Genomic DNA, 18759 nt, shown 5'->3' with positions numbered 1-18759 from the left:
TCCGTTGCTGGTCCGCCCGGAGTCGATGACGTTCCCTTCTAGCCGGCGCAGCCGTCTTCTTTGGAACCGTCCTCCGGGACAGAAACTATCAACCAAAGGAAAAGACCATGACCAACAACCGCAACACCAAGTCCGAGGCGAAATCGCCACTCTACCACGCCTATACCGTGCGTGACGGCAAGGAAGGCCAGAAGGGCTTCTGGATCCGCATCGGCTCCTTCTTCGCCCACGACGACGGCGAGGGCGGAACGCTCCTCCTCGACGCACTGCCCATCGACGGGCGGGTCGTCCCGCACGCCCAAGGCTGACGAATAGGATGCCGCCATGCAGATCTTGACACAAGAGCTGCGGGCGAAGCTGCTGGCGAATGGTCGCCAGCAGCAGCCCCTCCGCGGCACCGACAACGAATCGACTTCGTCCCCGTGGTCAAACTGTTCACGCCGGATGCTGGCACGACCTGGCTCCTGACGGAAATCGACCCGGAGGACCCGGACCTCGCATTTCGACTTTGTGACATTTTTGGGCTTGGCTACCCGGAGATCGGCAGTCTGAGCCTCTCAGAGCTCGCTGCCGTTCGGGGCCGCCTAGGCTTGCCTGTCGAGCGCGACCTGTATTTCAGGCCGGACAAGCCGCTGTCGATCTATGCCAGCGAGGCTCGACGCCTCGGCCGCATCCAGGTGTGACGTTCGTCACGGCGATAGCGGCCACGCCTCAGGCCTTCGCCTTCCGTTTCGCCGCAGGTTTCTTGGCTGGAGCTGGCTTCCTTCCCAAGCCTAGCGACTTTGCCAAAGCCGATCGGGTCGCCGAATAACTCGGCGCAACCATCGGATAGTCTTTCGGCAAACCCCATCTCGCCCGGTATTCATCAGGCGTCAGCCCATGACTGGTCGAAAGATGGCGCTTAAGCGACTTGTATTTCTTGCCGTCCTCAAGGCTGACGATATAGTCCGGAAACACCGACCTTTTGGGGTTAACTGCCGGCTTGGGCGGGGGTTCTGCTACGGGAGATGGCGGGCTAATATTCGACAACGCCGAATTCACGCTCGCGATCAAGTCCGGCAATCCGGACACTGGAACAGCGTTCTTTTGGACATAGGCGGCAACGATATCTGCAGTAAGTTCGATTATATTATTGTTTGGTTCCCCGGGCATTGGTGTGCTCCTTCAATCACCACGTCCTCATATCCGTCTAGAGACGATATGCAATCAACCTATGCCACTTGGAATTTGTCTGATCAATCCGGATATTTGATATTTCTGTATGACGCAGGGGCAAGATGCGAAGTTTCGTTAGGCGACAAGCGTATACTCGCCAAACCAGCCTCCCTGATGATGTAGGGGCCAAAGAATGTTGAAATCGCCACGAGTGACGATAGTCTAGGGGCGCCAAAGGCCGGGGTCTGGATTATGCAACGCGGGATATCACGGAGTATAGATCACGAATTCCTAATAAAGCGTCGGCTGTATCTACCCATGTCCCTTGGTCGGACCAACTAACTGCTTATGATAGAGAGCATCAGCCCATCTTTTTGATGCTCCTGCAAGCGTGGTTCGAGGAAGCCAGCGTAGAAGAGATGGCGGAAATATTGGGTATCGATCCGTGGGAGGAGCCAGTTCGCGCCCGCGACGCGGTTCGCAGCCAACTCGATCGGCTGGTGTGGCTCCTGACTACGGGACTTTTCAAAGACTGGCCGCAAAAGTGCCCATAGATCGGCGCGAATTCTTTGCCGGTTGATGGACCAAATGCGCGCCCGGTGGCTCGAGCTGAGAGCGGTGAAGCTTCCGCTAGCGCCCATCGCTCTCCGTTATTTCGCCGATGCATTCCTCGAGCTTCTCCGGGCAGAACTTCGCCCTGCGAAGTTCATGGCCGGCTTCGAAACGTCGATGGCGTCCCAAAGGTTTGGTCGTCATGAGATCGAGCTCCAGTTCGGCAATGCGAGCGCGCCTGGCGAGCGTCGTCCTGGCGCAACGCTCTAATCAATCTACGTCCACGCATTAGTCTTCCTTACAGCACCCAAAAGCCATGCGGGTCTATCCTCGGAGACCCCAATTTCCGGCAAGCCGAAACGCTCGAAATTTAACTTCAGCTACTTAGCTAGCGAAGACAAAGAGGATCGCGGGAAAAAGTCCGGCAGCAAAGGACTTGAGCACGAGGCGGACACGAGAAAGTAGCGCCGGCGAACAGTGCGACTGCGACGTCGCATCGGCTGCGGGGTGGCGGCTGAAGTGTGGATAATCAGCCTTGGCTATTGCCGCTTGCGCCAGCCGGCGCGCACCCCTCGCAGCCAGGGTAGCCGAGCATGTTGAATTGGCGTTGTTTGAGCAGTCACTCGGCGATCGCGAGGGCATACATCAACCGTTCGGTGATCGCGTGGCTGACGCCGCGGAGAAAACCGCAGGATCGGTTCTATTCGACGTACGTGTCGACGGCGATATCTGCGTTCAGCGGATGGCTGCGATTGGATATGCCGAAACCGGCACAGCGATAATTGTGATGGAAAAGCGGACAACTGAGATGTGCCTCGATCAACGGGGACACCGCCCTTTTGGTGGCGGAATTGGCTGCTTGGTATGCGACTCCGCTAAGTGAGCAAGCGAGGAGCGACCACCGTGGAGCAGCCATCATCCTGCTCGCGAAGCTTCGTAGCTCGGGTCACTTTGCACAAGCCGGATGAGCGCTGCTTCTCACCTCGCGGGAAGCCGAATCCCCCGTCGCTACCGCAGCTTTCGTCAGAAACAAAAGGCCCGCGACGACGTCGCGGGCCTTTCCGTTATGATCGGCGGGGGTGGGCTGGATCAGAACGAGCGCTGGAAACGGACGATGCCGCCAACGCTGTCCTTCTTGTCGGCCTTGGTGAAATTGCCGAACGGAGTGCCGTCGTCGAAGTGGCCGAAGTGATCCCAGTCAACTTCGGTCGTGACAGTGAAGCCCGGGACGATGGTGTAGGCGATGTTCGCCGCAAGAGCGTAGTTCTTGTCGTCGTCAGCCGAAGCCTGGAGATTGAACGCCGTCTTCTCGTTGAACTTGTAGGTGCCGCCGCCCCAGACAGCCCAGTTGCCGCCCCACGGCTTGTAGAAACCGCGGCCATGAGCGTTGATGGAGTTGCTGGGGTCCGTGAGGTTGTCGTCGGTGCCGTAACCGCCCATGACGAACAGCGACAGTTCCTTGGTGACGTTGACGTCCAACCGAACCTTGCCGGCCACTTCCTCGTAGTTGCTGTCATAGGCGACGACGCCGGTGACCGCACCCCAGTCGGCCTTGTACTTCAAGCCGCCGACGACATGCGGAACATAGCTGTCGATCGTGTTGGCACCGGAGCCTTCTTCAAGCGAGACGACGCCCGAGAAGCCGCTGCCAGCGTCGAAGTAGTAGCTGACGACGTTGGTATCCTTGATACCGTACGGGATAATGGTGTCCTGGATGACGTTGCCGGCATAGCCGATGAACTGGTCATAGGGCGTCTCATCCTTACCGACGCGCAGGCCACCGAGCTGGATCCACGCGAAATGCAGGTCGACCGCCTTGTTGGCGGCAGGATTGCTGTCGACGTCACCGCCCGCGGTGACGAGGTTTTTGACACCGAAATTAAAGCGCGTTTCGGTGTAGGTTTTCAAGATGCCGAGCTCGGTTTCCTGGCCGGTCCAGGTCTTCAGCGTGAAGCGGGTGTTCTTGTACCAGGTGCTGTTCTCGCTGCCGTCTTGTACGTCGGTGGTCTTAGCGCCATCGAATGTGCCGATGTCGCCGACGCCGGCGTCATAGCGGACATAGCCGCCGATGCGCAGGCAGGTCTCGGTGCCCGGGATGTAGAAGTAGCCGGCGCCGTAGACGTCGCAGATCTTGACGTATTCGGCCGGTTCCGGTTCGGCGACGACGACAGCGTCGGCGGCCCGCGCGCCGCTGACCGCGATCAGGGCCGCGGCTGAGCCGAGAAGGAGGCTCTTGATGTTCATTTTCTTGAATCTCCAGTCAAAGGTTCAAGACAGGCTTCGGCAGGTCTCTTGGGCTTTCCTGCCACCCCGTCCTCATCGTTGAAAAAGTGGCGCACTGGCGCCGCTTCTTCGCGCTCGACATGGCCGAATTCGCTGCAGTGCACAAACGGAGATTGAGACTGGAAAGCGGCTCTTTGACTCTTAGAGAAGTATTGTTGCCTAAATATCACGCATATGTGCTTAAATCTGGCACAGATTGCACGGGAGGCACAAACGAAACGTGAGTCTAGCACAAGGTGATTCGCACTAGGACTGCCTGCTAGGAGACGTTACTTATAAAATTAGAAGGTATTACAATTGCAAACTAATCGATTTGAAAACCAGAAAGTCAAAATGGAGAGTTGATACTGCCGGCCGATGAAAAGTCGCGCGCAGCCAGCACGACCTCGTGCACCATGTCCTGCTTGAGCATTCCAATGGGAGTGCGACCGTCGAGATCGGGCGAAGGTCGGGCCAACCAGAACCAGGCCAGCCTTGGATTTGGAATGGCGGACAGCACCTCAGTGATCCCTAGCGCCGGCCTGCCGTCTACGAACTGGGCCAGCGGGAACACATGTTTGCGGCCGCCTTTGCGCAAGGCAATGACCTCATTGCGCCTTTGCCAGCGATGCAGCGTCGAGCGCGGGATGCGGAGCTTCTCTTCCAGGTAGGTCGATCCGGCAACTTCGCCCGCCCAGTCCTCGATCACCATGGATTGGAGCTCTGCGGCTCCCTCGGCACCGTGTTGGAACGCAGGCTGGCCGGGTCCGGCCGTCGGCGCCGGTCTCTCCGAAGCACAGTCCACTCCGGCTGGGTGGCCGTGCGCGATCTTGTTTGCCATCGTGCGGAAGAATTCGGCGGCGAGCGCAGTCAAGTCGCCCTTGAAAGAGCCGATCGCGAGCCGCTGTGCCTGCGGCAGAAAGGGGAGGACGGCGGCGACACTGTCGGCAATCTTACTGGCTGAAACCAAGGCCTCGGCGTCCAGCAGGACACCATGCTGCGTCAATGCCTGTTGCACCGCCTCGGTTACCAGGCCTGCCAAGGCTTCGTGGGATATCCCAACCATCGGATTTTGAAATCTGGTCATGTATCTGTCTTGCGGGCCACGCGCTCTCGTCCCCAGCTGCGGCCGATTGGACTACAGCAGGAAGACGAAATGGTAGCGACCATAGACACAGCAACCTGACAGGCAGCTGTCTTGCATTTTTACACCCCAATTGCTGTCCCGAAATGTCAGTCACGGAACGCCTCAGTTTGCGTGTAGGTGCGCTTTATGACAGATGCACGACAGGCGGCGTTGTTTGATGCCCTAATAGGGCGGCTCAGCTTTACTATTGCATTCTTGCTGCTTTGCTGCGCGGCGCAGGTTCGGGCATGGCCGCGGAGCTTGGCTCATGGCTGACATCTGCGGGAGCTAATTGGCGGGTGTCCCGATGTCGATGTGGCGCCCTTCGCCGGGGGCGGTCGGTCCCGCATCCTGCCTGGCGGCGGCGCTATGCTGATGCTCCTACGGCCGCCCTGTTGAACCGGTCTCAGGGCCACGAACTTTCTCCAGCACCGAACTGACTTGGTTCCACTGGCGGGCATTTCGGTGCTTCCGCCTTGTACGCCCTTTTTGTTGCGGCCGCCTTCGCGGCACGGCTACGCCGATAAGGATGTGCCTGGCGGACACGTTTCCTCTGTGTTGGGGGAAAGAGGGGCGCGGCCCTCTCTCCCAGCAAGCCGCCGCGGGCGGTTTCCCCCATCTTCCTGCGCTTTGCTCCGTGCAGACCGGGGATACCCCCCCACCTGCGAGGCTTGCCCCCTCGCTCCCCGTTGCTCGCCGCGAGGCAGGGGTTCAGGCGACCTGAACCCGTAGGGAAAGGGTTGTCCTGAAACGACAATCAAAGGAGCAAGTCCATGAATACCGCTGAAATCACCATCCCGCTCGGCAAGCCGGTGCCGAGCAAGGCCAACGTACGCCGCGTCAATTCCGAGGCGGGCAGGGCCGAACTGGCCGCCAGCATCGAGGCCCACGGCCTCATCCATAACCTTGTGACCCGTAAGGCCCCGAAGGGAGCCAAGTTTGAGGTCGTCGCCGGAGGGCGGCGTCTCGGGGCTTTGCGTTTGCTGCTGGAGGAAGGCCGCACCGTGCAGGGTGTGGCCGTGACCACGGATTTTCCGGTCAGGGCTATCGTGCGTGAGGAAGGCAGCGACACCGAGATTTCGCTGGCCGAGAACGACCAGCGGGAGGCAATGCACCCGGTGGACGAGGTCGTTGCCTACCGCGACCTTGTCGAACAGGGCATGGCGGCCGAGGACATTGCGGCGCGCTTCGGTAAGTCCATTGTTACTGTTCGCCAGCGCCTGAAACTAGCCAATCTGTCGCCACGCATTCTTGACGTCATGCGCGCCGGTGAACTGACGCTTGAGCAGGCCAAGGCCCTTGCCGTCAGCGATGACCACACCGCTCAGGAGGCGGCGTGGTTCGAGCAGGATGGCTGGAGCCGCAACCCGGCCAACATCCGTTCCTTCCTGACCAGCGCCCATGTGTGCGGCACCGACCGGCTGGCACGCTTCGTCGGCATCGAAGCTTATGAGGGGGCAGGGGGCGCTGTGCTTCGCGACCTGTTCGCCGAGGATGGGCAGACTTTCCTGACCGACCGGCCCTTGCTGGTGAAACTTGCCAGCGAGCGGCTTGAGGCGGTAGCCGACGGGTTGCGGATGCAGGGTTGGAAATGGGTGGAAGACAACACGTTCATCCACAGTGGGGGGTTCGGGCGCATCCATGCGGTGCGGCGCGACCCGACCGAAGCCGAACAGGAGCAACTGTCGGCGCTAGGCTTGGAGTACGACAAACTGGCCGAGGCTGTTGACGCGTACGCCGAAGGCGACCCGCAAATCGGGGCCGACGAGGCAAGTTGCAGGCGCTGGAAAGCCGCATCGAGGCCATCAAGAACGCGGCGGAAGCCTTCGATGCAGGTGAGATGGCGCTGGCGGGCAGTGTCGTGGGTATCTCTCATGGCGGCACGTTGCAGGTCACGACGGGACTGGTGAAGGCCGAAGACCGCAAGGCGCTCGCTGCGTTGCAGAGCGGCGGCGAAGATGAGGGCCAGAACGAAGGCGACGAGGCCAGCGAAGCCGGGGAGAAGGAAAGCCCCGACGAGGAAGCCGTGGGCATATCGGCAGCCCTGACCGAGGAATTGACGGCCATTCGCACGGCAGCGCTGCGCGTCGAGCTCTCAAACCGTCCCGATGTTGCGCTGGTTGGCATCGTGCATGCGCTGGTGAGCCGAGTCTTTTACGATTACTACGGACGTATCGATCCAGCCGTGGAGGTCACCGGCCAGCGCCGAAACCTTGCGCCCTCCATCAAGGAGCCGGACGCCTGCCGTGCGTTGACGGGGTGGAACGAAGTCATGGAAGGCTGGGCAGACCGCGTGCCCGGAAACCCCGCCGACCTGTGGCCGTGGCTGGTGGCGCACAAACTGTGCTCCTCGACCTGTTGGCGGTGGTGACTGCCGCCAATCTCAACGCCGTGGTGGCCCGCCACGAAACCGGCAAGGAGCGCATAGCCCAAGCCGACCTGATGGCAGAGGCGGTCGGGCTGGACATGGGTCTGTGGTGGACACCGGAAGCGGCGTTCCTCTCGCGGCTGTCAAAAGCCGACATCGCTAGTGTGATGCGCGAGGCCGGGTGCGCGGACGATGCCGCGAAAGCCGTCGAACGCGGCCCCAAACCCGAAGGCGTCTTGCAGGCCGAGAAGGAACTGGACGGCAAAGGCTGGCTTCCCGCACCGCTGCGGATGCCGGTCCGGTCCGATGCCGAAGGTCCTGATGATGGCGATCGCCGCCGAATAAAAGCCAGATACTTAAGCCCGGGGCAGCGATGCCCCGGGTTTTTGCGTCCGGAATGTCCTCAGGCCGGTGTCGAACCGGCCGAGGCCATGCGAGGGCGCCCCTGGCCCGCCCCTCGCGCTCCCCGCCCGCCCAGCTGATTGGCGAAGCGCGGCGTAGCGGCTTCATTTGTTCCTCATTCTGCCCTGCGCATCCGGGACGCCCAGCTTGCCAGGGTGAATGGCAACCATGCGCCCGTCTGGGCCTTGAAGGCCCAAGCAGCCTTTTGGAATCGCCACCATGCGACCGTCTCTGCCCTGCAAGCCCAAGGCACCGGACGGTATTGCCGTCATTCGCCCATCTTTACCTTGTAACCCCAGCGCTCCTTTGGGAATGGCAACCATGCGACCATCTCTACCCTGCATGCCGAGCGCACCTGCGGGGATGGCTACCATGCGACCATCACGCCCCTGCAGCCCGAGGCCGCAAGGTGGAATCGGCACCATTCGACCGTCCTTGCCTTGAAGCCCTGTCCACCCATCTGGGATAAGTATAGGTCTTCCATCAGAGCCGTTCAGTTTCGTCGACATTTGTTGGTCCCCTTACTGGAACTGGCCAGCGCCATCTCGGGTCGGAATATTGGGATAACGCGTTACGTGCTTGAAGCCGGCATGGCCAAGGGTGCCACGGTACGCCTCGGCCGGTGTCGAACCGGCCGAGGCCAGGCGAGGGCGCCCCTGGCCCGCCCCTCGCGCTCCCCGCAAATTCCCGGTACTCAAGCTAACTTTCAAGGCAGTTGCCGTCTGTACTGGCTCTCAGCGAGCTATAGCTTGTTTCTCACCCATGATTTGCGCGGTTAGACACGTGAGTGAAGCCACGGGCTCTGATCATTGGAGATTGCGGATCAGAATGCCCCAAAGAAGCTCAGCACCGCCTTCCTGCGTGAGTTTGGCATCCCGGTTGGCGCCAAGAGCCGACGCCATGCCAAGGCTTTTCAGAAAAAGCCCTTGGTTGTCATTGTCGACGCTCAACTGTTCATTGAAACTATTGCCATGGTCAGAATTTGAATAGGCGATGCCCTTTCCCATGACGCTGCCAAGAGAGATCGTGCAGCGCGACAACTCCTTCCCGGCTCGATAGACGGCTGCGGAGAACTTGTTCTGATCGATGGTGCGAAAGCTGGTGTCGATGCCGTCGTTACGGGCTTTCAGCTCGTCAAGCGAGTTTCTGAAATAGCTCAAGATGTACTCGAAGCTCTCCTCCAGGAACCGATCACGGTCACGGTCAGTGAAGACCTTTGGGAGACTAAGATTGCTGGAACGCGGGCCTTGCGAAGGGGTGGGAGACGCTGCAGCGGGCGCATTGACTGCGGGCGCAGCCTTGATCACAGCAGGTTTTGCCGCCTCAAGCGCTTTGCGGATGGCGACCGTCACGTTCTGGAAAGCTTCATCAATGTCAGCATAGCTTTTGATAGGCTTGCCGTCGGTCGGTGTCGCGAGCAGCTTGCCGAACGGGGCGGCATGCCAGTCGCAGTGCCTCAGAATAACCGGAATGACCCGCGCGTCGCCTGCACGATGACGCTCCATTGCTCGGCCCATCTCAATGTCGTAGCAGTAGTCTGAGGCTAGGAAGTCCGGACTAACCAGTAACAAGATAACATCGGCTTCCTCGAGATGACGGTCGATCTCCTTGCTGAACTCGTCCCCGGCAGCGATACGTCGATCATGCCACGTGTCTATTAGGCCTTGGCGCTGGAGCATCGTCAGCGCAACCTCCAGCCGGTTTCGAAGCTCCTCATCCTTGTGCAAGTATGAAAAAAATAGTTTTGCCACTTCGAATGCTCTCCCCGGTCCCATGTACGCTTCTGGACTTGGCCTAACGCCAGCGCAACAATAATTTGCAAGAGATAGAGTAACCCTCAGGGTTTCGCGAGACCAAGGTATCGCTATTTTGGCCAGTCATGCACGGCACGCATAGCCACTATGCAAAACCGACATTGCCCAAGGGGCAGCCAGCGCCTTATTGTTGGCTATCTGGCTAGAAATGTCGCTGCGAGTGGCAAACAGTGTCCGGGGCGTTTGCGAATGCGCAAACAAAAAAGCAGCGACGATAAAATAAGCAGCCGGATAACGTGCCGCTCACGTTCCCCAAAATCTTGCAATTGTCCTTAGTCCTGCGCGCGTAGCGTGTCGGTTTGGCTGTTAGATTGAGAGGTGCGTCATGAGCCACGGAGACTTTCACGCGAATTCGATATCGGCCGCCCACCACAGTGCTTTGGTGGTAAAGCTGTCGGTCACGTTCATGGCCGTGTTGGCCATTTTTAGTGGGCTTGCCTTCTTTGCGGGACTCTACATGGCCACTACAGACTTTGGTAGAAACGCTGTAAAGACGGGTTGGCTTCTCACTTACTCCATCAGGTTCTTCGGTCTGTCATTTTTCTTGGTCTTGGGTTCAACGATTTTGCTTGTAATCTACAGCTTTAAGAGCTGGAGAGATCACAGAGAGGCGATTTCCAAAGAGGGTCCGTTTGCCGATGCCCTGAATAAGACCTTTGGGGGCTACGGAGCCGTGTTCGTCGTGACGTGCTCTTTGCTGTGCATGCTGGCTGGAGCTCTGTGTATGACCGCCTTGGTTCAAAATGGATATTAAAAAAGGGCGCAGAGGGCGCCATTTTCATATACTTACCTTGTGAAGTGCAAGAGCGGTAAGTAAAACAAAGTCTGCATTCCGGTAAATAGTGCAGGAGTTGTGCCGACAAGTCTAGCTTCTATTTGTAAAAAGTATTCGATGACCAGTTGGGGCATTGGTCCTCCTTCCGAGGTGAATACTTCGGGAAAATCGATGTTTTGTCAAATATTACAGCATCGGATAGCGGGATCGCTTTTTCAGAGACCGGTATGTTGGGCAGGGTCTCCTTATTGAGCTGATAGGCTGGAATGAAGCCGTGGAACGTTGGAGCCGGCGGTTACCGGGCGCCCCCCTAGTCGTGGCGATTGGCGCAGCCATTGGGCTGCCTTGCCTGACCTATTGGCTCAGGTCGCCGCTGCCAATCTCAACGCCGTGGTGGCGCGGCACGAAAACGGCTAGGAACGCATAGCCAAGCCGACCTTATGGCAGAGGCGGTCGCGCTGTCGTGTTAGACAGAGACGCCCCGGGTTTTGCGTCCGGAATGTCCTCAGGCCTGGTGTCGAACCGGGCTGAGGCCAGGCGAGGGCGCCCTTGGCCCTCCCTTCGTGCTACCCCGGAAGCCAGGGAATAGCCGTAGTCTCCCAAGCTTGCCCCGTATCGTCGCCTACCAGCGCTCGATCGGTCAGTACATAGAACGCGACTACTCGCCAGCGGCGCATTGGTCCGAAAATCAGAAAACACAGTAGGGAAATGTGCGCTAGTCGGCCACCCACGAGCGCACCCGCCGTTGATCTGAGTGGTTGTCGTGTCGAGCCCTGTCCAAGCCCCTTCTCCCCGTTGAGGGAACGCGCCCGAACATAGCAGAAAGTCTCGCAAGTCTGCCAGTCAAGGTTTCGCTTGGGGCAGCAGGAGCTTTACCTTGGACAATCTCGCTCGGGCCAGGCGTCGAGCTGAATTCTGGAACGCTTCCCGGCCAGCTTCAACACCGGCGCGGGGCAACCACTCCAGGGCTGCAGAGCGCGATGCACCAGCGACTACATTCGAACTCGGGTTTGCGCCAGAATCTTACCGGACATTTCGGTGCACTCTGTGCGAAGCAGTCGAACTGCTTGGTAGACGATCGGGTTTCTTTGTCTCTCGGCTTGCCGTCTGATCGTTGCCGACATCTCGCATCGCGCGCTCAATCACCCCGTTAGAGATCGGCGGTTCACCGTCCGGAATTTGCCATGGCCCATCACAAGATGAAGTTCGGCGGACTGCGCGCCTCGCTCATCCTTCTCGATTGACGCGAGCCAGAACCACGGCAGTCGGCATGGGCACTGATGGCCTACGTTGGTTTCGTCGTCCTCGGGAATACAGAGGATCTGACGGCAGGTTGTGCAGGACACATGGAAGACTCCGCAACGATCGCACTTGCCGACGCTATGCACGAACGCGAGTCGCGTCGGGGTGCCGTCGAGCGCCAGAAGGCCAAGTGAGACCTCCGGATAACCGTCCCAGAAAACGCGTCCGTTCTTGCATCTGGGACGAGAGCAGCGTGGCCAAGTTGTCGGATCGAAATCCTCAAGACGGTCGAGCGGCAGCAAGCGGATGCTTACTGCCGTCTGGGCGCGCTTCTCCGCCGCTGGCGTATGTCCGTGAGGACAAACGAGAATGCCATGGGTGGCCCCTACGTCTTCCATCATCCCCCTGAAGGTCTCTACGTCCTTTACGTCGATCTTGCGCTTCCGCCGCTTGGCGTCGACGATAATCCGCCGGCTGTTGTCGGTGTCGTGCCGCGCTTCGATCAGAACGTCGATCTGTCGCTTGATACCCGTGATGGCACCCAGGATCGAAGCGTTCGGAGTCACGCATAATTCCGTTGATAACTGGTCGGCCATCAACCGAGCGACCAAACGCTCGTAGCGTTTCCAGTCCTCCCATATGTCCTTCATCGTGATCGCTCCCCGAAACGCATGTCACCGTGCAGTGGTGATCATGCTACACTACCCGACGTGCGGGACGACTAGCTGGAAAAGAATCGAAGAATTCGCCGACGGTCGACAGGAGTTGTGGTGCTGTGCGCACCCGAAGAGGTAGAGCCCATCTATCCTCCTTGATCGGGCGGCGCTGCCAAAGATCAGCGAGTGGCGCTGATGGGCTGAGACCGCAAAGCCGCCTTTGCAATTCTTCAACGGTTGAGGCCAATCTCACCACAGCGAATCAGGATAGTGGCGCTTGGATACCCTCAGCCCGTTGCAACGCAGCGAACGCATGGCCCAGGTCCGCCGTCGCGACACCCGACCGGAATTGGTCGTCCGCCGCCTGGTCGTGGTTGCTTCTGCGAGATGCGCTACAAGCGATCCTCCTTCATGGAAGTATGCCAAGTGACGAGGATCTGACCGCAGTCTGCTCAAAGACGATTGATCTACCGCGCCGCAGTGGCATTTGGCGGTGGTAGTATAAAGACTCAACGACATGATTACGTGAGAGGGTTCGGATAATTGGGGCAGATCGCGTACAACGCGGCAACAGGGGACATGGCCGAAGCGTTCTCGGCCTCCGATGCCGCTTGGCTGAGTATTTGCAATGCGCCGCTCGGGACATGGCTAATGCCGCGCACGGCGTGGCCGGCTGTGCCCAAAACATCAATCCGGGGCCTCCGATTCTTCGCGCACGCTCCTGGATTTACAGGTCAGCTTCCCGTCCCGGAGAGCTACGCACACACTCGCCTGAAGATCGATGTGGTCAAGGCTGTGCGGGCTATGGGCTTTCGGGCGGAACTTGAGGCCTGGGGAACAGACGGAGCAGGCGCCGAATGGATAGCAGACGTGCTGGTTTTTCCGGCTGACGGCAGGCGGGTCGCATTCGAGATTCAACTCTCAAGCCAGCACTTGGACGATTTCCTGACCAGGACGCAGCGCTATCGGCGCTCTGGTGTCAGGTGTTGTTGGATCATGTCCGAGAGGCCGGTAGCCTTGCGTTCGACAAAGGCCCTCAGTTACAAAAACAGCCAGTACCGCCGTGAGACCGGCGAGGTCTTATGCGATTGCGAGGAGTTAGTGCCCTTTGCCATAGAACTTGCCGGAAAGGACACTTACCCCCGATGTTTTGCCACCGTTCAGGTTCGGCAGAGGCCGGCACATAAAGCGGATGGCGCTGACAGAAGCTATCGCCGGCATGCTGCACGGATATCCTATCTGGCAGCTGCCAGACTGGCATTGGAACGCGCCTACAGTATCGGTTGATTGATGCTCGTTCCTGGTCTGACGCACGAAGGTTGCCATAGCGCCGGCCATAAGCTTGCCTTGATGAAGTATTCAGTTTTCCGCAGTGTGCGGGCAGAGCGCAGCCCGCACTGACCGAATGTGCTGAATGCTGGTCGGGCGATAGCGAAGTCCGGGGTAGGCCGAGATTGAATTGGAGCCTAAAAATACTATTCCTTTTCTGACTCAAAATCGGTGGGAAGATCGCGGAAGAGGTTCCGCTGCACGTGTAATTTGCTATATAAAGGCTGGAGGGGGACAGCCATGCACATCGAATTTGTAGAAGTTTCAAATTTCCGGAAGTTGATTTCAACGCGAGTTGGTCTATCGAAGAAAACAACAGTCTTTGTCGGAGCTAACAACAGCGGGAAAACATCGGCAATTACGGCGCTTCGGTACTTTCTCGTTCAGCGGGAAAAGAATAATTTCGCATTCAACGACTTCACTCTGAGCCATTGGCCCACCATCAATACGATGGGGTTGGCTTGGGAGCAGGCACTGGTGGCACAGGAGCCGATGCCTGACCCGGATTGGGGTACGGTGCTGCCATCAGTGGATATCTGGCTCGATGTCCCCGAGACCGAGCTGCACTACGTGCAACCGCTCCTGCCCACGCTCGAATGGGTCGCTGGCCGTTTGGGCGTTCGCGTCCGTTATGAGCCGAGCGATGCCAAGCAGCTGCAGATGGATTACGTGTCGGCTCGCGGGGAAGTGTTATCGCTCCAGAAGGCTGCTGCCGCACTTGCCGGGGAAGAGGGGGCGGCCGGGCCCGCGTTCGAGGTTAAGCTGTGGCCTGAAAACTTGGTCGATTTTCTCCAACGGCGGCTTACAAGCTATTTCACCCATAGATATTACGTGTTGGATCCGGAGGCCATCGCAGATCCGGTGCACGGGGTAGCCCAGCCTCAGCAACTTAACGGCAATGAGCCAATCGAAGGAGATCCCTTCAAGGGGCTCATTCGCATCGACGAGATCAGTGCTCAGAGGGGCTTCGGAAACGGTGACGACGGTTTTGAGGATGACAAGGCTGCTACAGCTTCCGGTTCTCGAAAGCTGTCCTCCCAGCTGCGCCAGTATTACGCTCACCACCTTGATCCGTATGAAAAACCGGACGCGAAAGACCTGCACGCGCTAAGGGCGATCGAGCAGGCCCAGCAAGCTTTTGACGGTCGCCTGACCGACGGGTTTGAAAGTCCACTCAAGGAAATGCATACACTAGGATATCCGGGGGTAACTGATCCAAGGTTGAATATCTCCACACGATTGCGCCCGGTGGAGGGGCTTAATCATGAGGCCGCAGTGCGTTTCGAGATCGCGGTCCATGATGGAGAGAAACACGTCAATCTTCATCTGCCGGAAGAATCAAACGGTCTCGGATATCAAAATCTCATATCGATGGTTTTTCGCTTAATGGCGTTTCGCGACAGCTGGATGAAAGTCGGCAAAGCGAAGGCAAAGGCGGGGGATGGAACGGTTATCGCGCCCCTGCACTTGGTCCTCATCGAAGAACCCGAGGTGCACCTCCATACGCAGGTCCAGCAGGTCTTCATCCGCCAAGCGTACAAGATTCTCCGCAATCACGACGAACTCGGAGCCAAAGAACCCTTCCGCACCCAGATGGTGGTAAGTACACATTCAAGCCACATCGCGCACGAATGCGAGTTTGACTCGCTCCGGTATTTCCGGCGTCTACCGGGCAATGCAACGAGTATTCCGACCTCATGCGTCCTGAACCTCAACGATGCGTTCGGCGGCGATCCTGACACAAAACGTTTCGTCACCCGCTACCTTAAGGTGACGCACTGCGATCTCCTCTTTGCCGATGCGGCCATTTTCATCGAGGGGCCAGCCGAACGCATTCTCGTTCCTCATTTTGTGAACGAGCATGCTGAATTCGCCAAGCTGTCTGAGAGCTACATCACCTGGCTTGAAATCGGCGGAAGCCACGCCCACCGCATGAAGGCACTGGTCGAGCGAATTGGCCTGACAACCCTTATCATCACAGATCTCGACTCATGCGATGCTGACGGAAAGGTCGCAGTACCGGTTAGGGGCCAGAACTTTACCTCCCGCAATCAGACCCTGCGAACCTGGTGTCCGGTTGCCACTCTCCTCGATGAGCTTCTGGACAAGCCTGACGCGGACAAGATTCTGACCTACACCGATGAGCGCTTCGCGGTTTGCGTGGCTTACCAGAGTCCGGTGCAAATCACCTTCAAAGGCACAGCGGCAGAAGCACTGGCCTATACGCTTGAAGATTCGATCGTCTATGCGAACTTGCCCCTCTTCGCTGGCCTCGACGGCACAGGTCTCATTGCAAAATTCCGCAAAGCCATCACCGACAGCGCAGATAGTGCTGCATTGGCGGTAGCCCTGAAAGAGCATTTGAAGGAAGGGAACAAGGCGGAATTCGCGTTAGACCTGCTTGAGATTGAGAACCCAATCGCCCTCGCTCCACCACCTTACATCCGTGTTGGGCTTCTATGGCTAGCCGAACAGCTTGAACACAAGCAGCTCGAACTCGGCATCGTGAAAGTGCTCGAAAATCCCCTTCCAGCAGCGGTGAATGAACTTGCCGGAGTGGCGGCATGACAGAGCTGGTACAATCCAACTCCAACATGAACATGGACGATCATGTTGATGGGACGATTGCCGATGCCCTTCGGCTGGACGATCCCAAGAGCTTTTTCCTGTTTGCCGGGGCTGGTTCCGGCAAAACCCGGACGCTGGTGAACGCGCTCCAACATATTCGCGAAAATTTCCGCGAAAAGCTTCGCCTGCGTGGCCGACAGGTCGCGGTCATCACATACACGAACGCTGCCTGTGACGAGATCATCCGGCGAACGGAATACGACGCTCTCTTGGTTGTCCGGACCATCCATAGTTTTGCTTGGCAGCAGATCCAAGGCCTAAACAGCGATATACGAGTATGGCTGCGTGATGCGCTCCAGCGCCAAATCCGTGAACTTCAGGAAGGGGAAACGAAAGGCCGGCCCGGCACAAAAGCGTCCATATCCCGCCTCGCGCAGATCGAGTCCAAAGGTCATCGCTTGGATCGTTTGGATCAGATCAAAACATTCACCTATAATCCCAACGGCGACAATCGAGAACGAAACGCGCTGAACCACAGCGAAGTGATCAAAATTTTCTCGTCGTTCCTCCATACCAAGCCGCTTATGCAACGGCTTCTCGTCGAAAAATTCCCTTTCCTCTTTATTGACGAGAGCCAAGATACCCACGGCGCGCTGGTAGATGCGCTACTCAGCGTTCAGCAGGCGCACAAAGAGCGTTTCAGTCTTGGGTTGATCGGCGACACCATGCAGCGCATCTACGCTGACGGAAAGGACCGCATCGAGGATGAAATCCCCGCGGGCTGGGCAGTCCCAGAAAAAAAACTCAATCATCGTAGTCCGAAGCGTGTCGTTCGTTTGATCAACCAGATCCGCTCGTCAGCGGACGTGCATACCCAGGAGCCTCGTGACGACGCGATCGAGGGGTGGGCTCGCCTCTTCGTATTCCCCACAGGCACCGACGACAAACCCGCGCTGGAGCAGCGTATCCGGGAATACATGGCAGAGATCACCAGCGATCCGCTTTGGAAACGCATTGATGATTGCAAAATCTTGACGCTCGAACACCACATGGCTGCGCGCCGGATGGGGTTCGAGAGGATGTTCGAGGCATTAGCATCAGTCGAAGAGTTTCGCACCAGCTTCCTGGACGGCACTTTCGGTCCCGCCCGCCTCTTCACCCACTGCGTGCTGCCGTTGGTCAATGCTCAAAAAAAGAGAGACAAGTTTGCAGCAACCAGAGTCTTAAGGGAACTGTCGCCTTTGCTCAGCAAGGACAGCTTAAAGGCGTCGCAAAAACCGGCGGATCAGTTGGCTGCAGCTCAGACAGCAATCAACCACCTTATGGGGTTATGGGAGGCTGGCGTGCCCTCCTGTGGCCAGGTGCTGGAGAGCATAGCCGAGACGAAACTTTTCGACATACCCGAAAGGCTCAAGGCGGTGCTCGCGGTGCGAATGGCCTCGTCGGAATCGGAGAGTGTGAAGGCCGAAGACGAGAGGGCCGACCCGCCAAGTGAGGATATGGCGGCGCTGCTGGAGTTCCTTGAGTGCCCATTCTCAATGATAGAACCGTACGCCGCCTATGTTGCGCATGAAGCGTCTTACGACACGCACCAAGGCGTGAAGGGGCTCGAATTTGATCGCGTCATGGTCCTAATGGACGACAGCGAAGCACGGGGCTTCATGTTTGGCTACGAAAAGCTGCTCGGCGCCAAGGCTCCCACGCCCGGCGACCTCAAGAGCCAGCAGGAGGGTAAAGACAATTCTATCGAGCGAACGCGACGCCTTTTTTACGTAACATGCAGCCGCGCAAAGAGGAGTTTGGCCTTGGTTGCCTACACAGAAAACCCGGCCGCGGTGAGGGCGCACGTGTTAGCTAACCGCTGGTTCGATGCAGGTGAAGTAATGCTTGTGCTTCCAGATTAGCGCGGGGCGAAGCCGCTATCAGTCGGTGTCATCGGGAGGTAGGATCGTCGCAAGCTCGGGCTCTATTTCAATCTCGTATGATGATGCGAGATCCGCAATTTGAATGCCAACGCGCGTTCGAAGCTCCCCTAGCGCCGTGAAGAAGCCCAATTGATCTGGAAACCGGCCATGATCTCGAGGTTGATAGTTTCGGAAGTCGGCGTGCGGCTCCTCCAAAAATCGACGGCAGGCAGCTCGGATCGATCTGATGGCGGTCAAACTCGGCGACCGCTCCGAGACTATGCCTAATGCATCGGTGCAGCGCTTTCTAATTTCCTGAACCGAGCGCTCAACCTCGCCAGGAACCTCAAGATTTTGAGGGACGTAGAGAACGCGGCGATCTTCTAGGAAAGCTAGAAGTTTCCGAACTTCGTCCCGCTCAGCGTTTGAGATGTCCCACGATGCGCCAAAACCTAACGCACTACCTCTGACCTGCTCCCTGACCTGCCACTGAAGTTTCATCCAGTGGCGATTAGAGCCTCGGCCGTTTCTGTTACGCCGTATGGCGCGGGTTGAGCAACCGGCGCAGACGCGAAGCCTGCAATGAGCGCAGCGTCGGAGCCGGTT

15 protein-coding genes and 1 pseudogene are annotated in these 18759 nt (G+C 58.2%); 10 read left to right on the top strand and 6 right to left on the bottom strand.

Going from position 1 to position 18759, the window contains the following annotated elements:
• The first annotated feature begins 107 nt into the window (after positions 1 to 107).
• Both JQK88_RS31840 and JQK88_RS31835 read left to right on the top strand, forming a co-directional pair.
• Positions 108 to 308: a hypothetical protein gene (locus JQK88_RS31840; protein ID WP_203280596.1), complete on the top strand. Its 201-nt coding sequence runs from the start codon at positions 108 to 110 to the stop codon at positions 306 to 308.
• Between the two features lie 114 nt (positions 309 to 422).
• A complete protein-coding gene (locus JQK88_RS31835; protein WP_446669885.1) occupies positions 423 to 683 on the top strand; it encodes a DUF2958 domain-containing protein in 261 nt (86 codons plus the stop codon).
• Positions 684 to 711: 28 nt separating this feature from the next.
• Here the strand turns inward: JQK88_RS31835 and JQK88_RS31830 are convergent, their stop codons facing one another.
• Positions 712 to 1152 carry a Ros/MucR family transcriptional regulator gene (locus tag JQK88_RS31830; RefSeq protein ID WP_203280575.1) on the bottom strand — a complete coding sequence of 147 codons (441 nt, stop codon included), beginning with the start codon at positions 1150 to 1152 and terminating at the stop codon, positions 712 to 714.
• A gap of 1096 nt (positions 1153 to 2248) precedes the next feature.
• Here JQK88_RS31830 and JQK88_RS31825 point away from each other — a divergent pair.
• Positions 2249 to 2675, top strand: a pseudogene (locus tag JQK88_RS31825) (hypothetical protein).
• A 121-nt stretch (positions 2676 to 2796) separates the two neighbouring features.
• Here the strand turns inward: JQK88_RS31825 and JQK88_RS31820 are convergent.
• Both JQK88_RS31820 and JQK88_RS31815 read right to left on the bottom strand, forming a co-directional pair.
• The gene (locus JQK88_RS31820) at positions 2797 to 3951 is read right to left on the bottom strand and encodes a porin (RefSeq protein WP_203280574.1); all 1155 of its coding nucleotides are present in this window, start codon (positions 3949 to 3951) and stop codon (positions 2797 to 2799) included.
• A 367-nt stretch (positions 3952 to 4318) separates the two neighbouring features.
• Complete coding sequence (locus JQK88_RS31815; protein WP_203280573.1) at positions 4319 to 5056, bottom strand: antitoxin Xre/MbcA/ParS-like domain-containing protein; 738 nt, start codon at positions 5054 to 5056, stop codon at positions 4319 to 4321.
• 812 nt (positions 5057 to 5868) lie between these two features.
• On the opposite strand from JQK88_RS31815, the gene JQK88_RS31810 reads away from it, so the two are divergent.
• The 3 genes from JQK88_RS31810 to JQK88_RS31800 are packed head-to-tail and all read left to right on the top strand — an operon-like array spanning position 5869 to position 7945.
• Complete coding sequence (locus tag JQK88_RS31810; protein ID WP_203280572.1) at positions 5869 to 7005, top strand: ParB/RepB/Spo0J family partition protein; 1137 nt, start codon at positions 5869 to 5871, stop codon at positions 7003 to 7005.
• Complete coding sequence (locus tag JQK88_RS31805; protein WP_203280571.1) at positions 6981 to 7466, top strand: hypothetical protein; 486 nt, start codon at positions 6981 to 6983, stop codon at positions 7464 to 7466. The genes JQK88_RS31810 and JQK88_RS31805 overlap by 25 nt, the downstream gene beginning before the upstream one ends.
• Entirely contained in the window at positions 7439 to 7945 is a 507-nt protein-coding gene (locus JQK88_RS31800) for a hypothetical protein (RefSeq protein ID WP_203280570.1), read from the top strand. The genes JQK88_RS31805 and JQK88_RS31800 overlap by 28 nt, the downstream gene beginning before the upstream one ends.
• Before the next feature lie 726 nt (positions 7946 to 8671).
• Here JQK88_RS31800 and JQK88_RS31795 read toward each other — a convergent pair.
• Positions 8672 to 9616, bottom strand: a complete 945-nt coding sequence (locus JQK88_RS31795; protein ID WP_203280569.1) for a toll/interleukin-1 receptor domain-containing protein — start codon at positions 9614 to 9616, stop codon at positions 8672 to 8674.
• 388 nt (positions 9617 to 10004) lie between these two features.
• On the opposite strand from JQK88_RS31795, the gene JQK88_RS31790 reads away from it, so the two are divergent.
• Positions 10005 to 10433 (top strand): hypothetical protein, encoded by a 429-nt coding sequence (locus JQK88_RS31790; protein ID WP_203280568.1) that lies wholly within the window; start codon positions 10005 to 10007, stop codon positions 10431 to 10433.
• Between the two features lie 1163 nt (positions 10434 to 11596).
• Here JQK88_RS31790 and JQK88_RS31785 read toward each other — a convergent pair.
• On the bottom strand, positions 11597 to 12346 hold the full coding sequence (locus JQK88_RS31785; RefSeq protein WP_203280567.1) for a restriction endonuclease: 750 nt from the start codon (positions 12344 to 12346) through the stop codon (positions 11597 to 11599).
• 585 nt (positions 12347 to 12931) lie between these two features.
• On the opposite strand from JQK88_RS31785, the gene JQK88_RS31775 reads away from it, so the two are divergent.
• The 3 genes from JQK88_RS31775 (at position 12932) to JQK88_RS31765 (ending at position 18153) form a co-directional block, all read left to right on the top strand.
• Positions 12932 to 13639 carry a competence protein CoiA family protein gene (locus tag JQK88_RS31775; RefSeq protein ID WP_203280565.1) on the top strand — a complete coding sequence of 236 codons (708 nt, stop codon included), beginning with the start codon at positions 12932 to 12934 and terminating at the stop codon, positions 13637 to 13639.
• A 282-nt stretch (positions 13640 to 13921) separates the two neighbouring features.
• Positions 13922 to 16249, top strand: a complete 2328-nt coding sequence (locus JQK88_RS31770) for an AAA family ATPase (protein WP_203280564.1) — start codon at positions 13922 to 13924, stop codon at positions 16247 to 16249.
• The gene (locus JQK88_RS31765) at positions 16246 to 18153 is read left to right on the top strand and encodes a UvrD-helicase domain-containing protein (protein WP_203280563.1); all 1908 of its coding nucleotides are present in this window, start codon (positions 16246 to 16248) and stop codon (positions 18151 to 18153) included. The genes JQK88_RS31770 and JQK88_RS31765 overlap by 4 nt, the downstream gene beginning before the upstream one ends.
• 18 nt (positions 18154 to 18171) lie before the next feature.
• On the opposite strand, the gene JQK88_RS37635 is transcribed toward JQK88_RS31765, so the two are convergent.
• On the bottom strand, positions 18172 to 18654 hold the full coding sequence (locus JQK88_RS37635) for a DUF6650 family protein (RefSeq protein ID WP_376740480.1): 483 nt from the start codon (positions 18652 to 18654) through the stop codon (positions 18172 to 18174).
• Positions 18655 to 18759 lie beyond the last annotated feature (105 nt).

The sequence above is a fragment of the Mesorhizobium caraganae genome, from assembly GCF_016836705.1.
Lineage (GTDB): Bacteria > Pseudomonadota > Alphaproteobacteria > Rhizobiales > Rhizobiaceae > Mesorhizobium > Mesorhizobium caraganae.
Note: the sequence above shows the minus strand (reverse complement) of the source record. Positions and strands in the feature narration are given on the sequence as shown.

Excerpts from the sequence above, each read along its gene's own strand:
- JQK88_RS31775 (WP_203280565.1), top strand. The coding sequence starts at position 12,932 with ATGGCCGAAGCGTTCTCGGCCTCCGATGCCGCTTGGCTGAGTATTTGC.
- JQK88_RS31820 (WP_203280574.1), bottom strand. The coding sequence starts at position 3,951 with ATGAACATCAAGAGCCTCCTTCTCGGCTCAGCCGCGGCCCTGATCGCG.
- JQK88_RS31830 (WP_203280575.1), bottom strand. The coding sequence starts at position 1,152 with ATGCCCGGGGAACCAAACAATAATATAATCGAACTTACTGCAGATATC.
- JQK88_RS31840 (WP_203280596.1), top strand. The coding sequence starts at position 108 with ATGACCAACAACCGCAACACCAAGTCCGAGGCGAAATCGCCACTCTAC.
- JQK88_RS31810 (WP_203280572.1), top strand. The coding sequence starts at position 5,869 with ATGAATACCGCTGAAATCACCATCCCGCTCGGCAAGCCGGTGCCGAGC.
- JQK88_RS31785 (WP_203280567.1), bottom strand. The coding sequence starts at position 12,346 with ATGAAGGACATATGGGAGGACTGGAAACGCTACGAGCGTTTGGTCGCT.
- JQK88_RS31765 (WP_203280563.1), top strand. The coding sequence starts at position 16,246 with ATGACAGAGCTGGTACAATCCAACTCCAACATGAACATGGACGATCAT.
- JQK88_RS31815 (WP_203280573.1), bottom strand. The coding sequence starts at position 5,056 with ATGACCAGATTTCAAAATCCGATGGTTGGGATATCCCACGAAGCCTTG.
- JQK88_RS31790 (WP_203280568.1), top strand. The coding sequence starts at position 10,005 with ATGAGCCACGGAGACTTTCACGCGAATTCGATATCGGCCGCCCACCAC.
- JQK88_RS31770 (WP_203280564.1), top strand. The coding sequence starts at position 13,922 with ATGCACATCGAATTTGTAGAAGTTTCAAATTTCCGGAAGTTGATTTCA.
- JQK88_RS37635 (WP_376740480.1), bottom strand. The coding sequence starts at position 18,654 with ATGAAACTTCAGTGGCAGGTCAGGGAGCAGGTCAGAGGTAGTGCGTTA.